Raw genomic sequence first — 21782 nt, 5'->3', positions numbered from 1 at the left:
TACGTTAACACAGGCCTTAGCTCATGGTTAAACGATCAATACTATTCTTTATCTGTGAAGGGGTTATGCGAAGTCTTCATTTGAATGCGCATAGGGGTGCCGACCAAGTCGAACTCTTTGCGAAAACGCCCTTCCAAATAGCGCTTATAAGACTCGCTCACCAACTCTAATGAATTGCCGTGCACGATGATGATAGGAGGGTTCATACCGCCTTGGTGCGCATAACGCAGCTTGGGACGGAACACACCTGAGCGCTGCGGTTGCTGGAACTGAACCGCTTCGAGTAGCAGGCGCGTGAGCACCGGCGTAGACATCTTGCGGTTAGCCGATGCATGGGCTTGTGCAATCGATTTCCATACCGGACCCAGACCTTGGCGCTTGATAGCAGAAATGTAATGAATCGTGGCGAACTTGAGAAACCCGAGTCGCGTCTCGACTGAGCGAGCCAGTGTTTCGCGTTGATAGGCATCAACCGCATCCCACTTATTAATCGCCAACACGACAGCGCGACCGCTCTCGAGAATATAGCCAGCGATGTGGGCATCTTGATCGGTCACACCTTGGGTCGCATCTAAGAGCAACAAAACGACGTTGGAGTCTTCAATCGCTTGCAAGGTTTTGACCACAGAAAATTTTTCTATGGCCTCGAAAACCTTGCCCTTGCGGCGCAAGCCTGCGGTGTCAATCAACTCGAATTTTTGTCCGTCGCGCTCGAAAGGCACGGAGATGGCATCACGTGTCGTGCCGGGTAAATCGAAAGCCACCAAACGCTCTTCACCCAGCCAAGTGTTAATCAAGGTCGACTTGCCTACATTGGGACGGCCAGCTACAGCCAAGCGTATAACCAATGGATCTTGTGGTTCTGGCTCTTCTTCTGGTTTTTCCAGCTTGAGCAGCTCCAGCGACATATCCACCAGCAAGCGCATGCCCTGACCGTGGGCGGCAGAAACCGGCAGTACTTCGCCCAAACCGAGCTCATAAAAATCGGTGAATTGTCCGCCTTCAATCATGCCCTCGGCTTTGTTAGCCGTGAGCAGCGTGGGTTTACCTAGCTTGCGCAAATATTTAGCAATGTCGTGGTCTTGTGAGCTAACGCCGGCACGCGCATCGACCACAAAAATCACCACATCGGCTTCAGCCACAGCTTGACGCGTTTGCTTGGCCATTTCCTTGTAAATGCCGCTCAAGGCATCGGGCTCAAAGCCGCCGGTATCAATCACGATGTATTCGTGATCGCCGAGCTTGCCGTTGCCGTAATGGCGGTCACGGGTCAAGCCGGCAAAGTCCGCAACGATGGCGTCGCGGGTTTTGGTCAGTCGATTAAATAGCGTCGACTTGCCGACATTGGGGCGGCCCACCAGGGCGATAACAGGTTTCATCGAAGCACTTCATGCGACCCTGAGGGTCATTTTTACTAACAAATAAATTATTCAGGCACAAAACCGAATAGCGCGCCATTGCGGGTTGCAGCAATCAAGGTGTTGCCAGCAAGCACGGGAGTGGCGGCAATCATGGAGCCGTCGGTAGGCATGCGGTTGAGCATAGAGCCATCGGTCCGCGAAATCAGGTGCACAAACCCAGCAAAGTCACCGACTGCAATCGAGCGACCCACCACCACAGGGGCGGTCAACTCACGGTAACGCAGACCTTGGTTAATCCAAGCACGCTCGCCATCCGCTCGACCCAAGGCCAATACGGTGCCATCGGTTTCGGTACCAAAGATAAAGCGATCATCGCCATCTACGCCATGTGAGCCCGCGGCGGGCTTACTCCAAAGCAAGTTACCACGCACGGCATTAACGCAACCGATAGTGGCTTGAAATGCGCGCGCGCAGACAACATCTCCCGCGCGGCTGACATCGCCGACCAAGTCGACCAAGCGCTCAACGTCGTTGATGCCGCGCGGCGAGGCTATCGGGGCTTCCCACAGCACGCTGCCACTGGTGGGGCTAAGCCCTGCCAGTCGGCCGGACAAACCCACAACTAGTGTGTTGTTGACGGCCAATAGAACACCGGACTGGCGCAACACCAAAGGCTCATTCGGGCGCTGCTGCGTCCAGAGCTTGACACCACTGCGGCCATCAAAAGCGCTAACCGAACGGTCTGCAGCCAGGACAAACACACGCTCGCCCGCGACCAAAGGTGCGGTGTAGGCCTGAGCTGTTAAGCGGGTACGCCAAATTTCGCGGCCATCTTGCAAGGCCACAACATCATTCAAATCAGTGATTACAGCAACCGTCTTGCCGTCGCTGCCAACCCCAGCTGCAATCGGTGCACCTACATTGACACGCCAAATATCAGCACCAGTTTTGGTATTGATAGCGACAACATTGCCGTCACTGGCCGCCGCATACAAAGTACTTGCGACCACCTTAAGGGTCAGAGGAAAGTTAACCACGCCTAAACGCGCAGACCAAGCTTGCTTAGCCGAGACCACACCGCTGACGGCTTGCAACTCTGTGGGTTTTGGTTTGGGACTGCCGCCGCCAAACAATGAGCAACCCGACAGCAAAGTCAAACCAGCCAGCAGCAATGCCGTTGGTAATGCGCGGCGAATAGGTTGCAAAGTCTTTAAGAATTTTAAGGAGGTCATTTTTTGGCTTCCGTTGACGCATTAGCGTTTACTTTTGCAGCAAGCGTAGGGTCCTCGCCCAGCGCATTGAGTTTGACTTCCACCAGCCGGCGGTATTGAGCGCCTTCTTCCAAACCTTTGTAAGCGGTCTCGTAGGCGAGCTTGGCTTCGGCTTTTTTACCCTGTAGCGAAAAGATGTCGCCACGACGATCAGCGGCCAGCGCTTGGAAGTCCTTGACTATGCCGGAAGACAAAGTCTCTAGCGCTTGGTCGTAAGACTTTGATTCGATCAAAATACTTGCTAAACGCAAACGGGCAATCGACTTATAACCCTCGTCCGAAGCGTTTTGCGAAAGCCAAGTTAATGCTGCTTTGGCCGCATCTAAATTGCCTTTGTCGTACTGCGTTTTGGCAATTAATAAGCCCGCTTGCTGGGCGTAGACGGTGCTGGCAAAACGGCTCTTCATCTCCTCTAGTGAGCGAGTCATACGCTCTGCGTCACCGGACTGCACCGAACGCTCAACCTCTGCAAAAAGGGCGCCCGCCTGTGCGGACTGGTTGTTCTTCCAAGCTTGGTAGCCATACCAAGACGCCACCACTAACAGCACAGCGGTTAGTAACCCGGTAATCAGGTTGCCGTATTTTTTCCAGAAATGCTTGATGTCATCGAGCTGTTCCTGCTCGTCGAGATTCAGGGGTTTTGCCATAAATAGTCTTGTGCGATCTGCCCTCATGGGCACGGATTGAATTGTGGGTATTGTAGAGGGCTGAACTACTAGGCCAGCAGCAACTGCGCCCAGCTCGCTACATCAGCAAGTAGCTTTAGCTGTTGGGCCTGTGCTGAGTCAAGTTTTTCACCGCGTAGCGGTTTGAGCGCGACCGATTGCTCCGCCAACTCTGCCTCGCCGAAAATCAGCGCATAACGTGCACCGCTGGTATCGGCTTTTTTAAACTGTGACTTCATACTGCCCATGACCAGACCCGCGCCAGCGTGCATTTGCACCTTGACACCCGCGCTGCGCAGCTGCTGCAGCACTGGCATGACTTGGGGCATAGTGGCCGCGTCGGTAATGATGGCATAGACATCGGGCACCGGCTGCGGCACTTCAACACCGTGTTCTTTGAGCAGCTCTAACACGCGTTCAACGCCTAGCGCCCAACCCACGGCTGGCGCTCTCTTACCGCCGATTTGCTCAATCAAATAGTCATAACGGCCACCGCCGCAAATCGTGCCTTGCGCGCCCAGACTATCGGTGACGAATTCAAACACCGTGAGGTTGTAGTAATCCATGCCGCGCACCAAGCGCGGGTTGATGCGGTAAGCCAGGCCATTGGCATCCAAAATTGCTTTGACGTTATTAAAGTGATCTAGCGAAGCTTGACCGAGAAAATCCATTAGCTTTGGCGCCGCTTCTAGTAGCGGCTGCATCGCTGGATTTTTACTGTCTAGTAAGCGCAGTGGATTGCTGTGCAAACGTCGCTTGGCCTCTTCATCTAGCGTCTCGATATTCGCTTCGAAGTAAGCAATCAAAGCGGCGCGGTGCAGCTTGCGCTCATCCGGCTCACCCAAGGAATTGAGCTCAAGCCGTACATCCTTGATGCCCAGCTCTTGCCACAAAGCGTCGGCTAGCAAAATCAGTTCTGCATCAACTTCAGCACCCGCAAAACCCAATGCTTCAGCGCCGATTTGGTGAAACTGGCGATAGCGTCCACGTTGTGGTCGCTCGTGGCGGAACATAGGGCCCATGTAGTAAAGGCGTTTTCCGCCTTCATAGAGCATGGAATGCTCGGACACTGCACGCACTACGCCGGCCGTGTTTTCGGGCCGCAGAGTCAAGGCTTCGCCGTTCAATCTATCCTCAAAAGAATACATTTCTTTTTCAACAATATCCGTCACCTCACCCAAACCGCGCACGAACAGCGGCGTTGGCTCGACGATGGGTGTGCGGATATTGCGGTATGCGTAACGCGCCATCAGCTGACGAACCTTGTCTTCCAACCATTCCCAGCGCGCCGAATCGGGCGGCAAAATATCATTCATGCCTTTGACGGCAACTAACTTTTCAGCCATGTTTTTCTTTATTCAGTCGCAGTAACGGTAACCGTACCAAAGCGCTTTTTAATATAGGTTTCAACGATTGCGTGGAATTCGCCGGCAATGTTGTCACCACGTAAGGTGACGCTTTTTTCTCCGTCAATGTAGACCGGAGCGGCGGGCGCTTCGCCCGAGCCTGGCAGACTGATACCAATATCGGCATGCTTGCTCTCGCCGGGGCCGTTGACTATGCAACCCATGACAGCAACTTTTAGTTTTTCAACGCCAGGATACTGCTCGCGCCAAACCGGCATTTGGGCGCGTAAAAAGTTATCTATCTGCTGCGTTAACTCTTGAAAAGTCGTGCTGGTAGTACGGCCACAGCCGGGGCAAGCGGTGACGCTGGGCACAAAGCTGCGCATACCAAGGGCTTGCAAAATCTCAGACGCGACCACCACTTCTTGAGTCCGCGACTCGCCGGGTTGGGGTGTGAGTGAGACTCGAATCGTGTCGCCAATACCTTCTTGAAGCAATATCGCCAAGGCCGCGCTAGACGCCACCGTACCCTTGGTGCCCATGCCGGCTTCGGTCAGGCCTAGGTGCAGCGCATAAGTGTCTCGGCGCGCGAGTTCACGGTAAACAGAAATCAAGTCTTGCACGCCGCTGACCTTGCAAGACAGCATAATTTGGTCGCGCCGCAAGCCCATAGACTCAGCCAAGCGGGCCGAGTCTAAAGCCGAGGTAATCAAGGCCTCGTACATCACTTGTTTAGCATCCCACGGCATAGGCCTGAGATTATTTTCATCCATCAAACTGGCGAGTAGCTCTTGGTCTAGGCTGCCCCAGTTAACGCCTATGCGAACGGCTTTGTTCCAACGAACAGCCGCTTCAATCATCTGACCGAACTGACGATCGTGCTTGTCGCCCTTACCCACGTTGCCGGGGTTGATGCGGTACTTAGACAAGGCCTGAGCGCACTCTGGGAAATCAGTCAACAAGCGGTGGCCGTTGAAGTGAAAGTCACCCACCAGCGGCACGTCTATGCCCATGCGATCAAGCTGTTCACGCACATAGGGCACTGCCGCGGCGGCCTCTGGTGTATTGACCGTGATACGAACCAACTCTGAGCCGGCCAGTGCCAGCTCTTTGACCTGAATGGCTGTGCCTATCGCATCCACCGTATCGGTATTAGTCATTGACTGGATACGCACTGGTGCATCGCCGCCAACCGTCACTATGCGCGAGCCCCATACGACTCTAGCCTGAATAGAGCGGCGCGCACGCGTCTGAGAAACTTCTATCGGCATGCCAGCAGGTGTAGCAAAAAGCATCTTGTCAGACGAAATATTAGGGATAGGTATTGACATTATTTAACCTCAAACCGCGCAACATTCTCTCGCGTGACAGACGACACATCAAAAGGTTTGCCACGCACTTGCACAGCAATAGCATCGGCTCGGCCAATCACAACGCTCAATGGCAGCGCGCCAGTCAAGCTAACCACTTCACCGGTCTCTAAATTGCGACGTAACAGGACTTGGCCACCAGCGTCAGTCACTTGAGCCCACGACAGCAGCTTGGCAGTTATGACCAAGGGGCCGGTTGCAGCCAGCGCAGGCACAGTTTTGGTCGCTGCCAAAACGGGTGGAACTGGCAAAACCAAAGCCGGAGCGGCGGCTATTGCCAATCCACTTGCGGCAATGGATGGCGCTGTAGCTGCTTCTGAAGGCAAAGCTGACGCTGGCCCAAAAGTAGTGACATCATTGCTAGTCGTGGTCGCACCGGGCGAGCCTGGGCTGGTGTCCGGCAAGAAGATTACGCTAGGGGAATTAACAGAAACGGGTGCAGCGCTACCGAGCTTGGTTTTGATGACCGGCAAAAACACCAACACCAGCGCACCGCCCAGCAGAACTAGACCGGCAAACAAGGCCTTGCGAGAAATTTTTCTGCCAGTGCCCGGACGCACAGCACCAACCGCCGCGGCATGAAACTGTGGCGCAGCGCGAACAGCTTGCTGACCCAATTTCGGGGCGCTGGAATGCGGAAAAAGCTCCAACACCGGGGCCACATCAATCTTGAGTGTGCGGCAAACACTGGCGGCTAGTGCGCGGGCGAACACTACGTCAGGTAGCAAATCGAAGCGGCCGGACTCGAGCGCTTCAAGCTTTTTCACCGGAACCTTAAGCAGTACGGCCAGCGCACCTATGTGAATGCCAGCTGACTCACGTTCGCGTTTAAGAAATTCACCAGCACTACACGCCAACTTGGCGTCGCGCTCTTGGGCATTGACATCGATATCGGTTGACTCATCAGTCACCACGGAAGCTGAACTTAACTCACTCATTAAATGCGCCCTTATCGTAGGCAATTGCCTCGCGCGAAAGCGCAAAGCGTTTTTTAAGTTGATCGCCCAATTGCTGGACGGATTGATTGTTTCCAAGCCGGTGCTCAATGCGAATACCCAACCAGAGCGATTCTGCGTTGGCCAGCTCACTGTTGTTTAAGCGCCGAATATAAAACTGTGCACGCGAGTCATCACCGCGTTGCTGCAGCAGAAATGCTAGGTTATAGGCCGTGACTGGGTTGCTGGCATCGAGCTTATAGGCGCGCTCTAAACTGGCTTCTGCCTGAACCGGCATACCGGCACGCATCTGACAAAGGCCTTCTGCCATCAGACTTTTGGTAGGTACGGTGTTGACCGAATTGGTAATGGCCAAATCTAAATACTTAAATGATTCCGGATAGCGCGATTGTTGGCATAGCAGCCAGCCGTAGTTGTGAGCCACATCGGCGTCGCGCGGGTTGAGTGTCAGCGCGCGCTTGAAACTGTCTTCAGCCAGCGGTAAATCGTTAAGCCGCATATAGACCAAGCCACGCAGGTTGTAAGCGTCTGCATAGTTGGGGTCGGCAATCAAAGACTTTTTAACTTCGTCAAGCGCCACATTGGTTTGGCCTTGTTCAAAATAACCAGAGGCTAACTCTAACCGTATGCGCGCACGGCGGCGACCGTCCGGCTCGTCAGAAGTCGTCATGAGGTCACTGCGACCATTCACAGTATTGGAGGAATAGCTGGCGCTGTCGCTGTTCGGCGAATCAGCATGAGAGCCAGCACAACCGGCAATGAAAATTGCTGAGCAAGCAGCCAATAACCAGCCATAGCCAAATTTTGTCATGCGTTTAAGTCCCTGGCCACCACGACCTTTATGCCGCCTAGCATACCTTGCCGCTGTGACGCCATGCGCTGAGCTGCGCCAGTACGGTCTTGCACATCACCGGCGAGCTGACCGCAAGCCGCATCAATATCATCGCCTCGCGTCTTGCGCACGGTAGTGACCATGCCCGCATCGAGCAAAATTTTGGCAAAGGCCAACACCGCAGGCATGCCAGAGCGCGTCAAACCGGAGGCTGGGAAAGGGTTAAAAGGAATTAAATTGAACTTGCAATTGAGACCATCGAGCTTGTGCGTTTGCATCAGCGCCACCAGCGCCCTGGCGTGCTCCGGCTGGTCATTCACACCGTCAAGCATGCAGTATTCAAAAGTAATAAAGTCACGCGGCGCAGCAACTTGGTAGCGCGCGCAGGCTTGAAGTAATTCGGCAATCGGGTACTTTTTATTCAGTGGCACCAAGTCGCTGCGCAGCGCGTCTAGCGGCGCATGCAGCGACACAGCCAATGCGATTGGACAGTCTTGGGCTAGACGATCAATCATGGGCACCACACCCGATGTAGAGACGGTCACACGGCGGCGTGACAGCCCATAAGCATGGTCGTCTAACATCACACGCAAAGCCGGCAACAGTTGCGCATAGTTTTGTAGCGGCTCGCCCATACCCATCATGACCACGTTAGAGATCACACGTTCATCGCGGCCCAAATGTTTGCGCAGAAAATGTTCTGCAAACCACAGCTGGGCAATGATCTCGCCAGTGGTTAAATTGCGGCTAAAGCCTTGGTGGCCCGTTGAGCAAAAACGGCAGCCCACAGCGCAGCCCGCTTGCGAAGAAATGCATAGCGTGCCGCGATCAGATTCAGGAATAAAAACGGTTTCAATGACATCGCCTGCGCCGACATCGAAGAGCCACTTGATGGTGCCGTCGACGGATTCGTGGCGCGAGACAACTTTCAGACCTTCTATGCTGGCCGAAGCGGGGAGTTTTTCACGCAGAGATTTGGCCAAGTCGGTCATCTGCTCAAAGCTGGTCGCACCTTTTTGATGGATCCAGCGAAACAGCTGAGTGGCACGAAAACGCTTTTCACCGAGCCGCTCACAAAAAGCGGCCAAGCCGTCTAGGTCGTAGTTGAGCAGGTTGGTGGTCATAAAAGTTGCGCTAACTGGGTGACTAGATGTCCCCGTGGAAAACAAAACCCATGCCCTGGCCCGGGCACTGCATGCAAGCAGTACGCGCAGGGATAGGGACGGGTTTCATGGTTTTAAAAAATTACTTCGAGTAAACATTCATGCCGGCAAAGAAGAAAGCGATTTCTTCTTTAGCGGTTTCAGCAGCATCAGAGCCGTGCACTGCATTGGCATCAATGCTTTCAGCGAAGTCGGCGCGAATGGTGCCGGCGTCAGCCTTCTTAGGATCAGTAGCGCCCATCAGATCACGGTTCTTGAGAATCGCGTTTTCGCCTTCTAAGGCTTGGATCATCACTGGGCCAGAGATCATGAAATCAACCAAATCCTTGAAGAAAGGACGGGCTTTGTGAACGCCGTAAAAAGCTTCAGCTTCGCCACGCGACAAATGAGCCAGACGAGCTGCGACAACTTTCAAGCCAGCGGCTTCGAAGCGTGCGGTGATTTGGCCAATAACATTTTTAGCCACTGCGTCTGGCTTGATGATTGAGAGAGTGCGTTCGATCGCCATTTGGTTTTCCTTTAAGCCTAAATTGCTTGAAATATTCGAATTGAATACAGCCTCTGAGTTTAACCTGTAGGTCAAACCTCAGAGCGTGTATGTTGTCGGCTTGAATGCGCCCACAAAGCTTATAGCTGCGCAGTGCTTAGGACTGGTTTTAAGCACTTACTTTTCACATCAACTCTATGGGCTAGCACTGGGTAAATTAGCTTATCGATTACCGCCGCGATTGCCACCACGACCACCGCCACCGCCAAAACCGCCACCATTGCCACCGCCGGTAAAGCCGCCACCCCGGTTACCACCGCGACCGCCGCCGCCGCCACTTCCACGCGGGCCGCTGCTAGAGCCACCACCGCCCATACCGCCACCACCGCCGCTGCCGCCCATGCCACCACTACTGCCGCCTCGGCGCTGACCTTGCTGGCCTTGGGCCTGACGTTGACGGGTAAATGTATCGGCGCCTATGTAGCCAAACGAGGTTTTCATAGGATCGGGTTGCGACTTCTCATTCCGTCCACCCTGACCCGAGCCAGTGTTGCCGCCGTTGTCGTTGCGACGTGGCGCGCCACGTGCAGGATTGCCGTAAGCACTCGGCCCACTAGCGCGACCACCCGCAGGACCGGGACCACGAGAGTTGCCGCCATTGTTGTCGCGGCGCTGATTGCCAGCATTACGCGGCGCATTGCGCGTGTCGTTGCGGGGCGCATTGCGGGGTGCGTTACGGGAGGTATTGCCGCGCGGCTCTGGCGGCTGGAATTCATGCGGATCGTGTGGCTCGTCAGTCTCTAACTGCTGGCCGTCAGCGTCCAACGCTTGCTCACCACCTTTTCGCAATGGCGCGCCACGGCGAGTAGCAGCGCGTGGATCGCCCCGCTCTTCGGCCTGACGCACGGCACTGGTTAAGGCCCAAATATCGCTGTCATCGAGCTCAACAAAAGCCCCGCGCTTAAGTCCACGCGGCAGTAGCATGGCGCCGTAACGTATGCGAATCAAGCGGCTAACCGCATGACCGACGGCTTCAAACATGCGCCGCACTTCGCGGTTGCGGCCCTCAGACAACGTGACTTTGTACCAATGGTTAGCACCTTCACCACCGCCAGCTTCTAGCGTGGTGAAACTGGCCATGCCGTCTTCTAAAGTGATGCCATCGAGCAGACGTTTTTTTGCTTCATTACTCAGCGCGCCCAACACGCGCACCGCGTATTCGCGCTCCAAGCCAAAGCGCGGATGCATCAACTGATTTGCCAACTCGCCCGAGCTGGTTAAAAGCAGCAAACCTTCAGTATTTAAGTCCAGCCGTCCAACAGACTGCCATTTGCCTTGGAATAGCTTAGGCAGACGACGGAAAACCGTAGGCCGGTTTTGCGGATCGTCATGCGTGACAACCTCGCCAGCCGGCTTGTGATAAGCAATCACCCGCGGCGGCGGCGCATCAATACGCACGCGAATCGGCTTGCCATTGACCTTGACGGTGTCACCAAACTGCACGCGCTGACCGATGTGGGCCGGCTCGCCATTCACCGAAATACGGCCTTCGACAATGAGTTGCTCCATCTCTAAACGCGAGCCGAGTCCGGCTTGCGCCAGCACCTTGTGCAGCTTTGGGCTCTCAGCCTGCGGCGCTAAAACGCGCTTAGGCAATACCACTGCAACGTCTTCTTCGTCAGCATCGAACTGGCCGGTGATGACTTCATCAAACAAGCTGGCAGCACCGGCTGGCGCGGCCTTGGTAGGGCGTTGACTGGTCTTGGTTTCAGTACTGGCCGGCGCGGCAGTTTCAGATGGTTGACTCACGGGCGTGACCGGTGTCTGGGCGTTGGCAGATGGATTGTCTTCTGGGTTCATGCTGTTTTCATTCATGCTGATGTCGTGCATTGGTCATGCACTAGTTATGCGTTAGTTATACGTTGGGGTCACGGTGGCTATCACTTGCATTCAAGTCTGGATTGGCCGCGGCTTCTTGCGAGGTTTGCGTCAGCGCTGGTTCCGGTCTGGTCACAGCGGGTAATTCTTCTGGTGAGGCGGCTTTTATTTCTTCTTTGTCTTCTTTTATATCTTCTTCTATCACTATCGCTGTGCTTGTTGTTTCTGCTACAGCTTGGCTGCTTAAACTATCGTCGCCATCTGCCACCGCTGCGCTTGTGGTTGGTGACTCACTATTGGCCAGCTCGCCAAGTGGCGTAGGTTCGCTAAGACCAAACTCAATCTGCTCAATCATGGCCTCATTAGCCGCCCGACCATCCATGGTGGGCAACTGGTCTAGCGAGTCCAAACCCAAATCATCCAAAAACTGGCGCGTCGTCGCAAACAAGGCGGGCCGGCCCACCGTTTCGCGGTGGCCAATCACCTCAATCCAGCCGCGGTCTTCTAGCTGTTTGATGATTAAAGAGTTAATCGTCACACCGCGAATGTCTTCCATGTCGCCCCGAGTCACTGGTTGGCGGTAAGCAATGATGGACAAAGTCTCCAGCGTTGCACGGGTGTAACGCGGCGGCTTTTCGGGATGGAGTCTATCTAAATACTCTCGCATCTGCGGGCGACTTTGAAAGCGCCAGCCGGTTGCGACGTGCACCAACTCCACGCCTCTGTCTGCCCAGTCGTCCTGTAATTGTTCAAGCACTAGCTTGATGCTGTCGGCAGCGAGTACCCCGTTAAACAGAACCCCCATATCGCGCAGAGGCAAAGGCTGCTGAGCGCAAATAAGTGCTGTCTCGAGGACGCGCTTGGCATCCGTCGTATTCATGTTTCTTAGTTCCGAAAAAAGTCGGCAGAAAGCGCCTGCTGGCGCGACTCAAAGATGGGCGCAATAGTAGTACGCGTCACTTTAGCAATGATGGCTCAATTGCGGTAGCTTGTCGCTATCAATCCAGATTGTAGCTCAGGCCTAAAACGGCGAGTGCTGAGCTCATATCTAACGGCAAAGGAGAATTAAACACCAGCGGCGCGCCCGTCATAGGATGGGTAAAAGCTAAACGCCAAGCATGTAGACCTTGACGTGTCAGCCCACCAGCGAGCTTGCCGCCGTAAACATCGTCAGACACCAGTGGATGACCCAAGGACGCCATATGCACGCGAATTTGATGCGTGCGTCCGGTGTGCAACTTGCATTGCACCAGCGAATAAGCGCCAATCGTCTCTAGCAACATGATGTCGGTAGAAGCGCTTTTGCCGGAATTTTTCTCCAAATCGACCACCGCCATGCGCAGACGATTACGTGGATCGCGCCCTACGGGTAAGTCGACTTTGCGATTCTTGCTGCCTTGCCAAGCTCCATTAGCTAGGGCTAGGTATTGGCGGCTCACGCTGCGCTCGGCAATCATGGCCACCAGCGCGTCCATGGTCTGGCGTTGACGCGCCACCACCATTAAACCGCTGGTATCTTTATCGAGACGGTGAACAATGCCGGCGCGCGGCAAAAGTGCCGCTTGGGTATCTCGCGCAAGCAAGCCATTGAGCAGCGTGCCGCTCCAGTTACCCGGTGCGGGATGCACTACTAGCCCAGGCGGCTTATTAATCACCAGCAGGTATTCATCTTCAAACACCACATCCAAATCCATGGCCTCGGGCTTGAAGGCAACGCTTTGCGGCGTGGGTTTTAACTCAATGCTGAGTGCATCACCGGCTTTGACCTTGGTCGACGACTTAGCCGCGGGCTTGCCATTGAGTTGCACTGCGCCGGCAGTAATGAGTTGCTGCAAATAGCTGCGAGAAAATTCCGGCACTGCATCGGCCAGCGCACGGTCTAACCGTTCACCATGACCTTGGACTGGCACACTGACACTGCGCAGCTCGAAATCGGCACTAGCTTCGGCCTCATCATTGGCACTTTCATGCAAGCTATCACCCAGGCTTTGATTGGCGCTGTCATTCATAAAATCATTTTCTAGTTATTTGGAAGGGTGCAAGCGAGTTGCAGCGACTGGCGTTGCCTTGTCGGTCGATATAATGAATTTGCTTTTTCCCGGATCAGTCATCAAGAGGTCGATTCCCATGTTTTTTGCCAAATTATCGGTTGTTCCCGGTGTGCCACTCTTTATTGCAGTGATTGCCGCCCTTTCCCTGAGCGCCTGCGCTACCAAAGTGGTCGATCCAACGGCCAATTGGAGCCCCAACAAAATTTATGCTGAAGCCAAGGACGAAGCCCAAGCCGGCAGCTACGACAAAGCTATTCCCTTGTTTGAAAAGCTGCAAGGCCGCGCAGCCGGCACGCCTTTAGCCCAGCAAGCGGAGCTTGAGAAAGCTTATGCGCAGTACAAAAGCCGAGACAATGCGCAGGCCGCAGCCACACTCGACCGATTTATAAGACTACACCCGGCTAGCTCGGCGCTGGACTACGCACTTTATCTGAAAGGTTTGACCAACTTTAACGACGATTTGGGCTTGTTTTCCTTCATCTCACGCCAAGACTTGGCAGAGCGCGATCAGAAAGCAGCGAAAGAATCATTCGACTCGTTTAAGGAATTGGTCAGCCGCTTTCCCGACTCAAAATACTCGCCCGACGCACGCCTGCGTATGACTTATATCGTCAATGCGCTCGCTCAATCAGAAGTCCATGTGGCGCGCTACTACTACTCACGCGGTGCCTATGTTGCCGCTATCAACCGGGCGCAAACCGCCATCACCGATTACCGTGATGTGCCAGCCTTGGAAGAGGCAACCTACATCATCTACAAATCCTACGACGCACTAGGCATGAACCAGTTACGTGACGACACCTTGCGCGTGATGGAGAAAAGCTACCCGCGTAGCAATTACCTCAGCCAAGGCATGAGCCCGGTTAAAGATGTCTCTAAAGCGTGGTACAAATTTTGGTGAGTTGATCAAGCCTAGCTTCTAGCTGGGCTTGAGACTCAAGCCGCTGCATAGGTGGCAGCGCTTTTAAAAGGCGTTTGCCGTAACCCATAGCGCCAAGTCTAGGATCACACACGACCAGCACGCCATGGTCGCTTTCTCGGCGAATTAATCGCCCCGCACCCTGCTTTAGCGCCACCGCTGCTTCGGGTAGAAAATATTTATTAAACGCGCTCTTACCCTCGGCTTCAAGCGCTTTACTTCTAGCTTGAGACATGGGATCGTTTGGCGGCGGGAATGGCAGCCTATCGATGATAAGCAACTGCAATGATTCACCGGGCACATCTATGCCCTCCCAAAACGACGCTGAAGCGACCAAAATACAGCCGCGCTGGCCGCCCGCACTGCCTTGACGAAAACGCTCAACTAACACGCGCTTAGGCATTTCACCTTGAGTCAAGACTTCAATCTCGCCAACCGGCGCAAGCGCAGTTTGCAGCGCTTGCGCAATTAATTTGAGCGAACGAAGCGACGTAGTCAGCACCATGGTGCGCCCGCCAAGTCGGCTAGCCCAAGCTGCAGCGGACTGGGCGACGCTAGCCGGATGCGCGGCATCTCCCGGCTTAGGAAAATCTAAGGGCACGTACAGCGCGGCTTGACTCGCATAATCAAACGGGCTGCCGATGCGCAAAATCCGCGCATCACTCAGGCCACAAGGCTCGGTAAACCAACTCAGCTTGGCATCATCACCCAGCGTTGCCGAGGTAAATATCCAACTTTTAGCCGGCAGCGCTGGCGTGCTACTGTGTAGCGCCGAGGGTTCAAGCATGCGAGTTTTGACAGCGTCTGCAATCGTCAATGGTGACTCCACCAAACGCAGCTGAAGGCCTACATCCACCCACCGCACACAACCCGGTACAGCGTCTTGAGAAAATTTCAAGGCGCGCGCAGATAGCTCAGTAGCGCGGTCGTGCAGACGCACAAAGTCAGCGGCGATTTCACTCACGGTTAACAAAACTTCGCAGGCTTGCTCAAACGCCTGATGAATATCTAACAGCGCGGCACGCCAAGCCAGTGGGTCCAACTGCTCAGGTGCAGTCGCCGTCCAAAGCAGCTTGGCGCCCGGCGCTTGTTGGCCGGCACACAACCTCAGTTCGCGCGCGGCCTGCTCGCAATAGCCAACCACTGCCAGCCAGTCGACCAAACCCCGCGCAAGCTGCAAGCCAGCGGCTAACAAATCGCGGCAAAATTCTAGTAACTGACCGGTGCTAAGGTTTTTACCCAGAAACTGCACGCCGGTTTCGTTGAGCTGATGGGCTTCATCAAAAATGGCAATTCGTACTGTAGGTAACAACTCGGCTACACCGGACTCTCGCACCGCCAGATCAGCAAAAAACAGATGATGGTTGACTACTACTACATCGGCAGCCAAGGCCTCGCGTCTGGCTAAATTAACGTGACAAGCGCTCACCTTAGGGCATTGCGCGCCCAAGCAATTGTCCCGCGTTGAGGTGACGAAAGGCAGCAAGGGCGAGCGCTCATCTAGGCCGGATAACTCCGCCATATCACCGGTGCGGGTAGTGTGCGACCAACCTTGTATTCGAGACAAAGCGCGGGTCGAAGTGACGTCCGACAAATTGGCATCGTGAAACGCCAACTCCATCCGGTGAAGACATAAATAACTAGCCCTACCCTTGAGCAGCGCTGTGCTCACGGGCACACCTAAGGCCGATATCAGCCGTGGCAGGTCGCGGCCAAACAACTGGTCTTGCAAAGCTTTGGTGGCGGTTGAAACCAGCACGCGCTCGCCACTTAAAAGAGCCGGCACCAAATAAGAAAATGTCTTGCCCACGCCGGTACTGGCTTCAACCACCAAGACCTCGGCATTTTCTATGGCGTGGGCCACGGCCACGGCCATCTCGGCCTGACCGCTGCGCGGCACGAAATGATCAACCGCACGAGACAGAACACCTTCTGCTGAGAAAGCTTCTTGGACAACAATTTCAAGATCCATCAAAACATCTCACGCCGGCTCTTGCGGCAAGCTTGAGAGTTCGTACTGCACGATTTGATCGCGCAGTGCTAGGCGACGTTTTTTTAAGCGCTGAATCATGAGTTGGTCTAGCGGCATAGAAACGCAGGCCAGATCAACCAGTGCATTGAGATCGGCATGCTCTATGCGTAGCTCTATGAGACGGCGCTCGGGGGAATGTAAATTGAGGTGCAAAGTAGTTATTTGAAAAAGAAATATGAGCGATCAGCTAAACCCATAATACGTGAACCCTATTTAAAAAAATCCGGCCAAAGCGTTGCCAAGTTTTCAGCTAAGCCTTACAAATCACGCACTGACTTAAGCCGTCAACAGATCGAAAAAAAATGCCACTCACTGTACAAACCGAAGCCAAAATTAGCCTCTGCTGGTCGGCGTTTAACATTTGACGTAGCGCTTAGGGCATTGAGCAACTCACTTAGATTAGATTTTTGGAACCTCTCAGGACTTGAATGAAACTCCCTTCTCTGCCCGGGCAGTTCGCGCTACTGCCTTATATGCTCAAGTGGCTTTTACTCGCCACAGTCATCGCCATCATGGCTGGCACTGCCTCGGCGTTTTTATTATTTGCACTCGACTGGGCGACGCAAACCCGCATCACGCATCGCTGGCTAATCTGGTTACTGCCAGTGGCTGGTTTTGTCATAGGCTGGATATATCTGCGCTTTGGCCAGCAAGTCGAAGCCGGCAACAATTTATTGTTGGACGAAATTGCCGATCCGAAAAAAATTATTCCGCTTCGTATGGCGCCGCTGGTATTGCTGGGCACGACTGTCTCCCACTTATTCGGCGCATCTGTGGGCCGAGAAGGCACTGCAGTGCAAATGGGTGCAGCGCTAGCCGATCAAATCACGCGTATGTTCAACATGCAGCCGCAAGACCGACGCATCATACTGATGGCCGGTATTAGTGCTGGCTTTGCATCGGTATTTGGCACACCTCTGGCAGGCGCAATTTTCGGTTTGGAAGTGTTGGCTGTTGGACGTTTGCGCTATGACGCGCTCATGCCCTGTGTCATAGCCGCGATTGTGGCCGACCAAGTCGGACTGCTCTGGGGCGTGCAGCACACACACTATGGCGTCAGCACTATGCCGCCAATTGCCGCTTGGAGCTTGCTGGCAATGGTGATTGCCGGCGCTATCTTTGGTCTGACTGGCAAGCTGTTTGCACTGGCCACCCACACGCTGAGCGGCTGGATGAAAAAGTGGTTGACTTGGGCACCACTGCGGCCTTTAGTTGGCGGCGCGCTAATTGCAGCTAGCGTATTTTATTTTGGCGCGGACCGCTACATAGGCTTGGGCATACCGACCATTGTTCAAGCCTTTGAGCAGCCCCTGCCGCCCTATGATTTCTTAGCCAAAATGGCGTTTACGGTTGCCTCTCTGGGCAGCGGTTTTAAGGGCGGTGAAGTCACGCCACTGTTTTACATAGGCGCGACGCTAGGCAATGCTTTAGCGCCATTGCTTAACCTGCCTTTTTCAATGCTCGCCGCCATTGGTTTCGTAGCGGTATTTGCCGGAGCCGCCAACACGCCGATTGCATCGACGCTCATGGCGATGGAAATATTTGGCTCTGAGATAGGTGTTTTTGCGGCCATTGCTTGCGCCGTGAGTTATTTGTTTTCTGGACATGGCGGCATTTATCGCTCGCAGCGAGCCATCTCGTCTAAACACACAAGGACTGGCGAAGACGGCGATTGATATGCATATTTATGGCTGGCCGCAAAGCTCACCCAGAACTTTGCAGCTTGCCGTAGCTATTGCAAAACCTTAACGACTGGGCTGCCAGACTCAGGCCATGACTTCTTCTTCAGCCATGATTTCAGCGGTTAACTCGTATGAACGAAGTCGCGCTGCATGATCAAAAATTTGTGAAGTCACCATTAATTCATCAGCACCGGTTTGCTCAATAAAAGCATGCATTTGTTCACGCACCGTGTCGAGCGAGCCTATCGCTGCGCACGACAGCATGCTGTCCAAAAAGGCCCGCTCTTGCCTATCAAAGCCGTCAGCCAAACCAGCGACTGGTGGCGGTAAAGTCGACATTTTACCGATTCGCATATTTAGAAAAGCTTGCTGCATAGAGGTCGCTTGAAATTGCGCTTCTTCATCAGTATCGGCCGCAAATACATTAAAGCCGAGCATCACATAAGGCTTGGCCAACTGTGCAGATGGCTTAAAAGTCGCACGGTAAATTTCTATCGCCTGCATCATTTGCTGCGGTGCGAAATGGGAAGCGAATGCATACGGCAAACCCAGCGCTGCCGCAAGCTGGGCGCCGAAAAGACTGGAGCCGAGAATCCACAAAGGCACGTCTAAGCCGCGACCAGGTACGGCTGTAACGGGATTTTTTGAGTCAGCTGAGAAATGCTCTTGCAACTCAATCACATCACGCGGAAAGTCATTGGCATCCGAGGACAATGTTCTACGTAAAGCCCGTGCGGTGACTTGATCAGAGCCCGGCGCGCGGCCCAAGCCAAGATCTATACGGCCCGGATACAGCGAAGCGAGCGTGCCAAACTGCTCAGCAATAGCTAGCGGGGAATGGTTGGGCAACATAATGCCGCCAGCACCCACACGGATACTGCTAGTGCCGCCAGCCACGTGGCCAATCAAAACAGCAGTCGCAGCGCTGGCAATGCCTGGCATGCCGTGATGCTCGGCGAGCCAGTAGCGCTGGTAGCCCCAGCGTTCTGCATGTTGCGCTAAATCCAAGGTGCTTTTAAAAGAGTCGCTGGCGTTGCCGCCTTCAACGATGGGAGAGAGGTCTAGTACTGAAATTGGAATCATAGTTATATCTTGGGTCAGACCGGCTAACAGCAAGTCAAAAAAAAGCCGCCATGTGTAAAAGTTAATAAGCATACTTACTAAGTCTCACAACTCTGGCGACTGGCGTTAAGCCTAGACCACTAGGCTTGGCGTTTTTACTTCAAAATGCCAGAGGCTTTTGCAGTACCAGTGGCGATAACGTCCATCAGTGCTGGGGCCAGGCAGTCATAAGGTGTCAGACCGATGTCTGTGAGTTTTGCGCGCACTGCGGCCATGTCTTCAGGCTTGGTGCCAGTTTCAATGATTGACGAGACGAAAGCTGCAAATGTAGGTGCAGCCCAACCGGTTTCGCTAGACAACTCGGTGTGTATAAAGTCAAGGCCGAAGAACGCATGTGCCTTATTCTCGATGCGACCAATCATGTGCACGCCGCAGGCTTTGCAAGCATGGCGCTGAATCAATGTGTTGGTGTCAATGATGTGAAGCTTGTCTGCGTTAGCCGTGATGCTGACTTTATCGCGTGAGACAACAGCGATTTGCGCGAACAATGAATCCGCAGGTTTCCAGCACTTGCTGCAACCGCAAACATGGTTGTGCGCGCTTTGCGCTGCAACTGCAACCGTGACTGCATCAGACGTGCAAGCGCAAGTCAAAGTGCCGCCCGCAAAACCTGTAACTTCTGCTTTGATACCGGCGTCGACTTGGGGATGAATTAAAACTGCGTTAGACATGATTTATACCTTTGCTATTTGTGAGGTGCGAAATAGATGACACGAAAAAAATGTCTCGTGAATCTAAAATACATATTTTGATTGTGACTATCAGCTCAAAAAAAGTATTTGAGTTATCACTAAGCCTTACCGTAGACCAGCGTTTAAGGCGGTAAAAGCAAACCGTTTTATAACTATTTTTAAGTATTTTTTGCCCTAACAAATCCACAGTGCGCATGAAGTACATAGCCCAAACAAGCGCAGATAAAGAGCATTTGCGATTAAGCTGCAGCGCATGGATTCACTGACACAAATTGCACTCGGCTCGGCCGTTAGCGTCGCCGTTATGGGCCGCAAAACTGCCCTCTGGAAAGCCGCGCTTTGGGGGGCTATTGCCGGCACCCTGCCCGACCTTGATGCGTTGATAGACCACGGCGACGCGATCTTAAATATGACGCGGCACCGGGCCGAGACGCATTCTTTTTTCTACCTCACATTAGCCGCGCCACTGCTGGCTTGGGGCGTGGCAAAACTACACGGCGAAATGACGCTTTTCAAGCGCTGGTGGTTGGCGCTGTGGTTGGTGCTGATTACTCATCCACTGCTAGACACCATGACGGTATACGGCACTCAGCTACTCATGCCGTTTAGCAATTACCCGTTTCAAATTGGCAGTATTTTCATTATTGATCCGCTCTACACCGTGCCCTTAATAGTGGGTGTGGTCTTAGCACTGCGGCTCAAAGATGACAGAGGCATTCACTACAACGCGACCGGTTTAATATTTAGTACGGTCTATCTGATGTGGAGCTTTGCAGCGCAGCAGCACACGACCACCCTAGCGCGCACTTCACTGGAGTCCAAAGGCTTGGCAGAAGCGGCGCTACTGGTTACTCCAGCGCCATTCAACACTTTGCTATGGCGTGTGCTGGCAGTCACACCGACTCAGTATTTTGAAGGTCACTACTCGTTACTTGACCCGACAAAAAAAATCATCTGGACATCACACGATAAAGGCGCGGAACTTATCAGTCAGTATGACAAAGAGGTTTCAGTCGCGCGTATAAAAGCCTTTACTCACGGCTTTTATCGCCTCTCGCAAACTGATGGCAACTTGTTTGTGACTGATTTACGTATGGGACAAGAGCCGGCTTACACCTTTAACTTTAATCTGGGCAAGCCCGAAAATTTACCCAACACGGTGCCGCAGCTCATGAGTCAGCGTCCAAACCTTGACACCGCCCTGCCTTGGCTTTGGCGGCGCATGTGGGGCGAGGTCATAGCGTCGCCGCGTTAATTAAGGTGGCGTTGGCAAGGAGGCAGCTGGCGACTTATTTTCTTGTTGCCTTTTAGCGTTCGCATCTTGACGCTGTTGCGCTTGTTGTAAGCGCTCTTGAGATTTTTTTAATTCCGCAGCGGCCTCAACTTTACGGGTGCTTCGCGCCGCTAATTTGGCTTTATTTTTCTCAATCCGTTCGGCCTGCTCAGCCATAGATTTTTTTGTATCAACGGCAGTTCCCGCCCGATTGCTAAACTTTTCTTTCTCGCGCGCCATGCGGTCATTGAATTCTTTAACTGATGCACTGCGCTTGTCGGCAGCCGCTTGCAGCGCCTCGGGCGATGAGCGTTCAGCAATCTTAAGTAGAGCTTGCTGACCCTTATCTTTTCGCTCTTGATCGTTAATCGCGTTTTCCTGACGTTTGAGGTCAGACATGGCCTCGCGGCGCTGAGCCTTAAATTCGTTCAGACAACGGTTAACCAAAAACTTGTCATAACAAGTTCGGTCTTGGGCAGTAAATGTCTGATCGATGCGGGCTCGTTCAGTTTGAATCCGGAGTCTTTCTGCGCCAATATCTATGGCTTGGGCGCCGGCCTCACCCACACTGGATTGAGCCAAAACAGACACACTGCTCAAAACGGTCAAACCGCTGAAAAGGGCCAAGCTAGCGAGCCTAAGCGTTGAGGCCAAGGACATTTTTTTAATCACAACTATCACC

Annotated in this window: 20 protein-coding genes; 3 read left to right on the top strand and 17 right to left on the bottom strand. The window is 53.6% G+C overall.

What is annotated here, in order from left to right:
• Nucleotides 1-41: 41 nt before the first annotated feature.
• The 12 genes from der to HC248_RS06265 form a co-directional block, all read right to left on the bottom strand.
• Nucleotides 42-1379, bottom strand: coding sequence for a ribosome biogenesis GTPase Der (gene der, locus HC248_RS06320; protein ID WP_168921766.1), 1338 nt, complete (start codon nt 1377-1379; stop codon nt 42-44).
• A gap of 47 nt (nt 1380-1426) precedes the next feature.
• Nucleotides 1427-2593: an outer membrane protein assembly factor BamB gene (gene bamB, locus HC248_RS06315; RefSeq protein WP_168921765.1), complete on the bottom strand. Its 1167-nt coding sequence runs from the start codon at nt 2591-2593 to the stop codon at nt 1427-1429.
• Entirely contained in the window at nt 2590-3279 is a 690-nt protein-coding gene (locus tag HC248_RS06310) for a YfgM family protein (protein ID WP_168921764.1), read from the bottom strand. The genes bamB and HC248_RS06310 overlap by 4 nt, the downstream gene beginning before the upstream one ends.
• A 68-nt stretch (nt 3280-3347) precedes the next feature.
• On the bottom strand, nt 3348-4643 hold the full coding sequence (gene hisS, locus HC248_RS06305) for a histidine--tRNA ligase (protein ID WP_168921763.1): 1296 nt from the start codon (nt 4641-4643) through the stop codon (nt 3348-3350).
• An 8-nt stretch (nt 4644-4651) separates the two neighbouring features.
• Nucleotides 4652-5914, bottom strand: a complete 1263-nt coding sequence (gene ispG / locus HC248_RS06300; RefSeq protein ID WP_168923705.1) for a flavodoxin-dependent (E)-4-hydroxy-3-methylbut-2-enyl-diphosphate synthase — start codon at nt 5912-5914, stop codon at nt 4652-4654.
• A 59-nt stretch (nt 5915-5973) separates the two neighbouring features.
• Nucleotides 5974-6951, bottom strand: coding sequence for a helix-turn-helix domain-containing protein (locus HC248_RS06295; RefSeq protein WP_168921762.1), 978 nt, complete (start codon nt 6949-6951; stop codon nt 5974-5976).
• Complete coding sequence (pilW, locus tag HC248_RS06290) at nt 6944-7780, bottom strand: type IV pilus biogenesis/stability protein PilW (protein ID WP_168921761.1); 837 nt, start codon at nt 7778-7780, stop codon at nt 6944-6946. Before pilW ends, HC248_RS06295 begins: the two co-directional genes overlap by 8 nt.
• On the bottom strand, nt 7777-8925 hold the full coding sequence (rlmN, locus tag HC248_RS06285) for a dual-specificity RNA methyltransferase RlmN (RefSeq protein ID WP_168921760.1): 1149 nt from the start codon (nt 8923-8925) through the stop codon (nt 7777-7779). Before rlmN ends, pilW begins: the two co-directional genes overlap by 4 nt.
• A 121-nt stretch (nt 8926-9046) precedes the next feature.
• A complete protein-coding gene (gene ndk, locus HC248_RS06280; RefSeq protein ID WP_168921759.1) occupies nt 9047-9472 on the bottom strand; it encodes a nucleoside-diphosphate kinase in 426 nt (141 codons plus the stop codon).
• 201 nt (nt 9473-9673) lie between these two features.
• On the bottom strand, nt 9674-11326 hold the full coding sequence (locus tag HC248_RS06275; protein WP_238342741.1) for a pseudouridine synthase: 1653 nt from the start codon (nt 11324-11326) through the stop codon (nt 9674-9676).
• A 40-nt stretch (nt 11327-11366) separates the two neighbouring features.
• Nucleotides 11367-12209: an SMC-Scp complex subunit ScpB gene (gene scpB / locus HC248_RS06270; protein ID WP_168921758.1), complete on the bottom strand. Its 843-nt coding sequence runs from the start codon at nt 12207-12209 to the stop codon at nt 11367-11369.
• 118 nt (nt 12210-12327) lie between these two features.
• Nucleotides 12328-13338, bottom strand: coding sequence for an RluA family pseudouridine synthase (locus HC248_RS06265; protein ID WP_168921757.1), 1011 nt, complete (start codon nt 13336-13338; stop codon nt 12328-12330).
• Nucleotides 13339-13456: 118 nt separating this feature from the next.
• Here HC248_RS06265 and HC248_RS06260 point away from each other — a divergent pair, with 118 nt between their 5' ends.
• Complete coding sequence (locus HC248_RS06260) at nt 13457-14281, top strand: outer membrane protein assembly factor BamD (RefSeq protein WP_168921756.1); 825 nt, start codon at nt 13457-13459, stop codon at nt 14279-14281.
• Here HC248_RS06260 and HC248_RS06255 read toward each other — a convergent pair.
• Both HC248_RS06255 and HC248_RS06250 read right to left on the bottom strand, forming a co-directional pair.
• Entirely contained in the window at nt 14256-16271 is a 2016-nt protein-coding gene (locus HC248_RS06255; protein ID WP_168921755.1) for a DNA repair helicase YoaA, read from the bottom strand. The two genes, HC248_RS06260 and HC248_RS06255, sit on opposite strands and share 26 nt — an antisense overlap.
• A gap of 9 nt (nt 16272-16280) precedes the next feature.
• Nucleotides 16281-16484, bottom strand: coding sequence for a YdcH family protein (locus HC248_RS06250; protein WP_168921754.1), 204 nt, complete (start codon nt 16482-16484; stop codon nt 16281-16283).
• 275 nt (nt 16485-16759) lie between these two features.
• On the opposite strand from HC248_RS06250, the gene HC248_RS06245 reads away from it, so the two are divergent.
• The gene (locus HC248_RS06245) at nt 16760-18007 is read left to right on the top strand and encodes a voltage-gated chloride channel family protein (protein ID WP_168921753.1); all 1248 of its coding nucleotides are present in this window, start codon (nt 16760-16762) and stop codon (nt 18005-18007) included.
• A 90-nt stretch (nt 18008-18097) separates the two neighbouring features.
• Here the strand turns inward: HC248_RS06245 and HC248_RS06240 are convergent, their stop codons facing one another.
• Nucleotides 18098-19096: an LLM class flavin-dependent oxidoreductase gene (locus HC248_RS06240; RefSeq protein WP_168921752.1), complete on the bottom strand. Its 999-nt coding sequence runs from the start codon at nt 19094-19096 to the stop codon at nt 18098-18100.
• Nucleotides 19097-19230: 134 nt separating this feature from the next.
• Nucleotides 19231-19806: an S-(hydroxymethyl)glutathione synthase gene (gene gfa, locus HC248_RS06235; RefSeq protein ID WP_168921751.1), complete on the bottom strand. Its 576-nt coding sequence runs from the start codon at nt 19804-19806 to the stop codon at nt 19231-19233.
• Between the two features lie 274 nt (nt 19807-20080).
• On the opposite strand from gfa, the gene HC248_RS06230 reads away from it, so the two are divergent.
• Nucleotides 20081-21082, top strand: a complete 1002-nt coding sequence (locus tag HC248_RS06230; protein WP_168921750.1) for a metal-dependent hydrolase — start codon at nt 20081-20083, stop codon at nt 21080-21082.
• Here the strand turns inward: HC248_RS06230 and HC248_RS06225 are convergent, their stop codons facing one another.
• On the bottom strand, nt 21083-21772 hold the full coding sequence (locus tag HC248_RS06225; RefSeq protein ID WP_168921749.1) for a hypothetical protein: 690 nt from the start codon (nt 21770-21772) through the stop codon (nt 21083-21085).
• Nucleotides 21773-21782 lie beyond the last annotated feature (10 nt).

The sequence above is a fragment of the Polaromonas vacuolata genome (genome assembly GCF_012584515.1).
Taxonomy (GTDB): domain Bacteria; phylum Pseudomonadota; class Gammaproteobacteria; order Burkholderiales; family Burkholderiaceae_C; genus Polaromonas; species Polaromonas vacuolata.
The sequence above is the reverse complement of the archived record's forward strand: the minus strand, read 5'-3'. Positions and strand labels throughout refer to the sequence as shown.